The organism is Bifidobacterium sp. LH_449 (genome assembly GCF_056356755.1).
The window spans coordinates 118,657-125,308 of sequence record NZ_JBKEUV010000008.1; the positions used below are offsets into that span (position 1 = coordinate 118,657).

Genomic DNA, 6,652 nt, shown 5'->3' on the forward strand with positions numbered 1-6,652 from the left:
CAGCATTCCAGCCCGGCTCCAGCACGCTACCGCCTGGACCTTGTTTTCACGCTTTACCGAGAAGCGTTAGAACAATCAGCGCGACGTTCAGCGCCACCACCAGCGCGGTCACGGCGATGCACAGGGCGTGCTTGAACGGGCCGTCCGCGTATTCGCCCATCAGTTCGCGATCATGCGTGTAGCGGGTCAGGGGAATCACGGCGAACGGAATGCCGACCGACAGGATCACCTGCCCTACGATCAGCGCCTGCGTCGGATTTCCCGCAAACCACAGCACGCATAATGCGGGCACCAGCGTCACCACGCGACAGGCCCACATGGGCGGCTCCCATCGCAGCAATCCGCGCATGATCGCCGAACCGGCGTATGTGCCCACCGAGGTCGAGCTCAGGCTGGAAGCCAGCAGTCCGATGGAGAAAACCATGCCGACCGCAGGCCCCAACACCGTTTGGATCGCCTGCTGCGCCCCTTCGATCGTGTCGGTGCCGCTCATGCCGTGCAGCGAATTCGCCGCCAGCACGAGCAGCGACAGATTCACCATGCCGGCGATCAGCAGCGCCCACACCACATCGATCTTGCCCGCGCGCAATTGCCGTCGGATGCTGGGCCGCTTCTCCCCCGGCGCATAATGGTCGTTCACCAGCGTCGAATGCAGATAGATCGCGTGCGGCATGACCGTCGCGCCCAGCATGGACGAGGCCATCAGCACGGTATCCACGCCGTCGAACCGAGGAATGAGACCGTCCACGAATTCGGCCGCGTCCGGCGGGTCGATGAACAATCCCGCGATGAATCCGAACGTGATCACCAACAGCAGGCCGATGATCATGCGCTCGAATATGCGGTGCGTACGCCCGCCCTGCAACAGCAGCAGCACGGTCGATACGGCGCCGACGATGCAGCCGCCCCAGAACAACGGCAGTCCGAACAGCAGCTGCAATGCGATCGCGCCGCCGATCACCTCCGCAAGGTCGGTGGCGATGGCGATCACCTCGGCCTGCATGAAGAACATGAATCGCCCGGCGTTGCCCATGCGTTCGCCGAGCAGCTGCGGCAGGGATTTGCCGGTGACGACGCCGAGCTTCGCGGACTGGTATTGGATGAGCACGCTCATCAGATTCGCCAATACGAGCACCCATGCGAGCAGATAGCCGTAGCGCGCGCCGGACGTGATGTTGGCGGCCACATTGCCCGGGTCGACGTATGCGACGGCAGCCACGAACGCGGGTCCCAGAATGCCGGCGATGGCATGGTCGTGCTTCTCGCCGGATCGTGGATCGCCCGCCGCTGCGTTCCGCAATGTTCCGCCAGCTGCCGGCGTGCCGTCAGAATATGTACCGTCAGGATGCGTTCCATCAGAACGCATCCCGTCAGCCAAGGCCCCGCCAACCGAGGCCCCACCGGCCTCGACCAAGCTTCCGACCGCCTGCATGCCGCCTTCGTCATGCCCATGCTTCTCACTCATGGCTCCACCCTATCGCGCGTTTATTCCGCCGGTATTTCCTGCGCGGGGCATCCGTGCAGGACGCCCAGCATCGCACGCTTCTCCTGGCTGGTGACGCTCAGACCGTACTTGTCTTTCACGCCGATCTGCCGCGCCACGTATTCGCAGCGGTAGTCGCCGTTGGTCGGCAGCCAGTACGCGGCGGACGCGGAGCCTTTCTCCTGATTGGCGGGCCCGTCCACGGCGAGCAGATTGTACATGTCGTTGCCGAATCGCTGGCGTTTGGCCGCGTCCCAGTCGCGTGCGCCCGACTGCCACGCGTTCTCCAATGCGACCACATGGTCGATCTGCACGAGCGAACTGGTATCGCGGCCGCGCGTGAATTCGATGGTCTGCGCGGTGTACGGGTCCTGCAGCGTGCCGGATGCGACGACGCAGCCTCCCGCCGTGGTGTAGGACACGTCGGTCAGGTCGCGGGCGAGCACGTCGTCGCGCACGTCGCAGCCGTTGCCGTCATCGTCGGTGCCGCGGTAGTCGAAGGCGTCGCGATCATAGCCGGAAGAATCGGGAGCGTCGTTGACGGCGAGCCGTTCCAACGTTTCCGCCGCAGTGCCGGTCGCAGTGTATTCGCCGGTGATTTCGCCGATGGTGGGGCTGAGTTCGGGCAGTATGACGCCTGAGAATATGCCGACGATCACGGCGAGGATGGCGAGGATCAGTATTCGTTCCAGCGGATTGGCGGCGGTGAATACACGTCGCGGGAAGCGCGTGCCGCCAGGACGCGCCCCGCCGGCACGCGTTCTGCCCGTACGCGTGCCGGCGCGTCCGTTCCGCCGGCGCGGCGGCGAATTGCGTCGTCGTTCTGTCATATGCAGGCCTTATGGCACGCCGTGGAATCAGGCGTAGGAGAAGGTCATCGGATCATGGCCGGCGCGGGTCGGCCCGTCGAGCGCATCGATGGCGGCATGCTCTTCGGCGGTCAGCGCGAAGCCGAACAGGTCGAGGTTTTCCTTCTGACGTTCCGCATGCACGGATTTCGGGATGATGATCGTCCCGTTCTCGATATGCCAGCGCAGGATCACCTGCGCCACGCTGACGCCGTGAGCGGCGGCGATGCGTTCGATCAACCCGTCGCCGGCGCTCAGGTCGGCGCCGCGCGCCATGGGCGAATACGCTTCGACTGCGATGCCATGCTCGCGGCAGTATGCCACGACTTCGCGCTGCTGCCAGGTGGGGTGCAGTTCGATCTGGTTGACCGCCGGATATTCGCCGGTCTCCTCATGCAGGCGTTCCAGATGTTCGGGCAGGAAGTTGCATACGCCGAGGGTACGAACACGGCCTTCCTCGCGCAGGCGCGCGAACGCCTTCCAGGTTTCGCCCGACCGCCAGTCGAACGGGGTCGGCCAGTGGATCATGTACATGTCCACGTAGTCCAGCTGCAGCAGGCCGATCTGACGGTCGAACGCGGCGAGCGCGGAATCGTATCCCTGTTCGGAGTCGCGCAGTTTGGTGGTGACCCAGATGGTTTCGCGTTGTTCGCCGGTGTTGTAGCCGAGGTTGGCGAGCGCTCGGCCGACGCCGCCTTCGTTGTTGTAGCCTGCGGCGCCGTCGATGTGTCGGTATCCTGCCGTGATGGCGTTTTCGACGACCGGGGTGACGCCTTCGTCGTCGATGCGCAGTACGCCGAGGCCGATCTGCGGGATGGTGTTGCCGTCGTTGAGCGTGATGGCTGGGATTGCTGTTGCCGGGTCGTTCATGGCCGCTCCTTGCTGTCTGCCACTGTCGGTGGCGTTGTCGTGTTCGCTACCTTTCAGCTTAGCGGGTGATGCGGCTTGCCGGGTGTTCTGCGCTATCGGGTGGTCTGCCGTGCGATGACGTGCGAGGTGCATTCGATGAGTTCGGGGCTGAGCTGTTCGCCTTGGATGCGTCGGATGATGCGGTCGACCGCGCTGCGGCTGGTCCATTCGAGGCACGAGTCCATGGTGGTGAGGGGAATCTGCAGGTAGGCGGCCTCTTCGATGTCGTCGAAGCCGATGACCTGCACCTGTTCCGGGATGCTGATGCCGGAGGCGGTGAGCGCGGAGACCGCGCCGATGGCGAGTTGGTCGTTCAGGGCCACGATGCCGTCGAGCGGTACGCCGGAGTCGATGATGCGCTGGGTGGCTTTGGCTCCCGCTCCGATGCTCCAATCCTGCCCGGTGACGCCCACGAGTTTGGGGTCGAGCTCCCATCCTTGCTCGCGGTAGGCCGAGATGATGCCGCGCAGCCGCAGTTCGGCGTTGCCTTCCACTGCTTTGCTGAGCGCGTCGGCGTCGTATTCGCCGCGCACGCCGATCACGGCGACATGCTGCGAGCCGTGTTCGAAAAGGAATTGCGTGGCATCATGCGCGGCCTGGATGTCGTCGGGGGTGATGTGGTCCGCTTTGTCCCATGTGGTGCGGGCGCCCACGACGACGAGCGGGAAGTCCACGTCGAGGTCGCCGGGACTGATGTCGACGACCTCGCTCATGGAGAAGATCAGGCCATCGCATACGGTGGCGTTGAAGGATTGCAGGAGTTTGCGCGCGTCCTGCCTTGACCACTCGTTGTAGGTGACGACGTACACCTGATAGTCCTGGCGGCGGGCTTCGTCGATGATTCGATTGGCCAATTCCGCCAGGTATGGTGCGGTCAGCGTCGGGACTGCGAGTGTGATGGCGCCGGTTTTGCCACGGTTGAGGTTGCGTGCCGCAACGTTGACGCGATATCCGAGCCGTTCGATGACGTCTTGGACTTTTTTGCGTGTGTCGCCGCTCATGCGGCCGGTCCCGTTGATGACGTTCGACGCGGTTTTCAACGAGACTCCGGCCTCTTGGGCGACGTCACGCAACGTGACGCGCTTTTTGGACGCTTTGCCCTCTTCCATGACTGTTTTGCGACTTCCTTTATCTGACGTTCATTGCCGCACGACTATTGCGCGGCTTTGATAATCAGAATAGCGTTGCGTCGCAACGTGTATGCCGTGCCGTCACCGCTATTGCCGTCTTGATGCCCGCAACGATGGGCGATGACGGTTTCGCCGGCCGCACGCACGGTTACGGTGTCGTCGGAACGGTTGATGTAGCAGTCGAATCGCGTGTCGGCGGCGCGGCGGACGGTGTGGATGACATGCGGGTCGCAATCGTTCGCGGTATCCGACCGGCCTGTCAATTCGCTGTTGATGAATCGCGTCATGCCGTCACGGGTCAGATCGCAGCCGACATAATATGCGGTGCCTTCACCATATGGGTGGCTGGTGATTGCGGGCACACCGTCCAATTCCCATTCCGCTGCGGCATCGCCTTGATAGGTGGCGATGATGCTGGTGTCACCGGCGACCGATGTGACGTCGTTTTGCCACAGTGATGTCACACTGCCGTCGGATAGGCTGATCTGGTTGGGTTCACCTTCCATGGCATCGCCGAGAATATTGAATTCTTCGCTGCGGACTCCCAACATGTCGCGCAGCAATCCGTTGCCGGCACCCGGATATCCGCCGAGCCATGTGCGGAAATCACGATCGATCAGACCTGTCGCATAACCGATGACGACACGGCCGCCTGCGCGAGTAAAATCGGCGATTCTGCGCACATCATCATCCGACAGTATCAACACCGTCGGCAGCACGATCGTGCTGTAGCCGCTCCAATCGTAGCCCAACGGCACAAGGTCGGCGCGTTGGCCCGCGTCAAGGAATGCGCGATACCAGTCGCGTACGTCATGCCAATGATTCAGCTTCATGCTGGGCAGCGTTTCGCTGCGCGTCGCCCACTCCGATTCCGCGTCGAACAGGATCGCCGTATCGCCGCGTTCCAATTCGGAGCCTGGAAGGCCGGCGGCGGACAGCGCCCGCAACGCCGCGCCCAAATCGCATACGTCGCGGAACAGTCTGGAGTCCTCGCCCGCATGCGGCACCATCGAGGAATGGAACGCTTCCGCGCCCGACGCCGACTGCCGCCATTGGAAGAAGCAGACGGCGTCCGCGCCCATCGCCACATGAGCCAGCGAGTCGCGCAGCAGTTCGCCGTTGCGCTTGCGGGCGTTCAGCGGCTTCCACTGCACGGCGGACGTGGAATGTTCCATCACATACCACGGCTTGCCGAGCGACATGGAATCCATGAGCGCATCCGAGCAGACCAGCTCGTCGACATGCGATTCGCCTTCGTGGAAGTAGTGGTCGTTGGATACGAAATCCACTTCGTCGGCCCACTGCGGGTAGTTCATCACGCACTGGTCCGTCGACACCATGAAATTCGTCGTGAACGGCTTGTCCGGGCAGATTTCGGCGATCGCGTCGCGTTCGGCGCAGTAGAAATCCTTGAGCATGTCGTTGCCGAATCGTTCGAAGTCGAGCCGCTGCGCGGGATTGACCATCGAATCGCCGCCCATATGGTATGGCAGCAGCACTTCGTTGAAATCGTTCACGTGCTGCGACCAGAAGGCGGTGCCCCAGGCCCGGTTCAACGCGTCGATATCGCCGTATTTGCGTTCGCACCAGGCGCGGAACGCGTGCAGCGCATCGTCGGAATAGTCGTAGCGGTTGTTCCAGCCGTACTCGTTGCCCATATGCCATGCGGTCACGTACGGATTGTCGCCGTAGCGTTCGGCGAGGCGACGGCACATGGCCAGCGCGTATTCCTTGAACACCGGGCTGGTCGGACGCCACGACTGGCGTGAGCCCGGGTTGATGACATGGCCGTAGCGGTCGCGCGGCAGGACTTCGGGATGCGTTTCATACAGCCACATCGGCGCGCTGGCCGTGGCTGATGCCAGGTCGACGGCGATGCCGGCCTTGCCGAGCTTGTCGATGATGCGGTCGAGCCAGTCGAAATCCCATTCGTCCTCCTTCGGCTGGATGCGGCTCCAGCTGAAGATGCCGAGGGCGACGGTGTTGACGCCGGCTCTGTTCATCAGGCGGATGTCGTCGTCCCACACTTCCTCGGGCCACTGGTCCGGGTTGTAGTCGCCGCCGTAGGCGATGCCCTTGCCGTCGGCCGTCAGCAGCGCCGGCCATTTGAACGGTCGTCTCATGATAGCTCCTTTATATCCAGCGTTCCATTATCGTGCACATTACTCCTTGACTGCGCCTGCGGCCAGGCCGGACTGCCAATACCGCTGCAACAACAGGAACGCGACCACCAACGGAACGATCGTGACCAGGGAACCCGTGACCACCAGGTTCTGGATCGC

5 protein-coding genes and 1 pseudogene are annotated in these 6,652 nt (G+C 63.1%); all 6 read right to left on the bottom strand.

All coding sequences use genetic code 11. The features are described 5' to 3' along the window. Window positions 1-46: 46 nt before the first annotated feature. Window positions 47-1,465, bottom strand: a complete 1,419-nt coding sequence (locus tag AC1AX7_RS07330) for an Nramp family divalent metal transporter (RefSeq protein ID WP_476509427.1) — start codon at window positions 1,463-1,465, stop codon at window positions 47-49. A gap of 20 nt (window positions 1,466-1,485) precedes the next feature. Continuing rightward, on the bottom strand, window positions 1,486-2,313 hold the full coding sequence (locus AC1AX7_RS07335; RefSeq protein WP_476509428.1) for an HNH endonuclease family protein: 828 nt from the start codon (window positions 2,311-2,313) through the stop codon (window positions 1,486-1,488). A gap of 27 nt (window positions 2,314-2,340) precedes the next feature. Then, window positions 2,341-3,201 (bottom strand): aldo/keto reductase, encoded by an 861-nt coding sequence (locus AC1AX7_RS07340; protein WP_476509429.1) that lies wholly within the window; start codon window positions 3,199-3,201, stop codon window positions 2,341-2,343. A 92-nt stretch (window positions 3,202-3,293) separates the two neighbouring features. Continuing rightward, on the bottom strand, window positions 3,294-4,349 hold the full coding sequence (locus tag AC1AX7_RS07345; protein WP_476509430.1) for a LacI family DNA-binding transcriptional regulator: 1,056 nt from the start codon (window positions 4,347-4,349) through the stop codon (window positions 3,294-3,296). A gap of 44 nt (window positions 4,350-4,393) precedes the next feature. Next, window positions 4,394-6,493: a beta-galactosidase gene (locus tag AC1AX7_RS07350; protein WP_476509431.1), complete on the bottom strand. Its 2,100-nt coding sequence runs from the start codon at window positions 6,491-6,493 to the stop codon at window positions 4,394-4,396. A gap of 39 nt (window positions 6,494-6,532) precedes the next feature. After that, a pseudogene (locus AC1AX7_RS07355) lies at window positions 6,533-6,652 on the bottom strand (carbohydrate ABC transporter permease); the annotation flags it as partial.

Excerpts from the sequence above, each read along its gene's own strand:
- AC1AX7_RS07330 (WP_476509427.1), bottom strand. The coding sequence starts at position 1,465 with ATGAGTGAGAAGCATGGGCATGACGAAGGCGGCATGCAGGCGGTCGGA.
- AC1AX7_RS07335 (WP_476509428.1), bottom strand. The coding sequence starts at position 2,313 with ATGACAGAACGACGACGCAATTCGCCGCCGCGCCGGCGGAACGGACGC.
- AC1AX7_RS07340 (WP_476509429.1), bottom strand. The coding sequence starts at position 3,201 with ATGAACGACCCGGCAACAGCAATCCCAGCCATCACGCTCAACGACGGC.
- AC1AX7_RS07345 (WP_476509430.1), bottom strand. The coding sequence starts at position 4,349 with ATGGAAGAGGGCAAAGCGTCCAAAAAGCGCGTCACGTTGCGTGACGTC.
- AC1AX7_RS07350 (WP_476509431.1), bottom strand. The coding sequence starts at position 6,493 with ATGAGACGACCGTTCAAATGGCCGGCGCTGCTGACGGCCGACGGCAAG.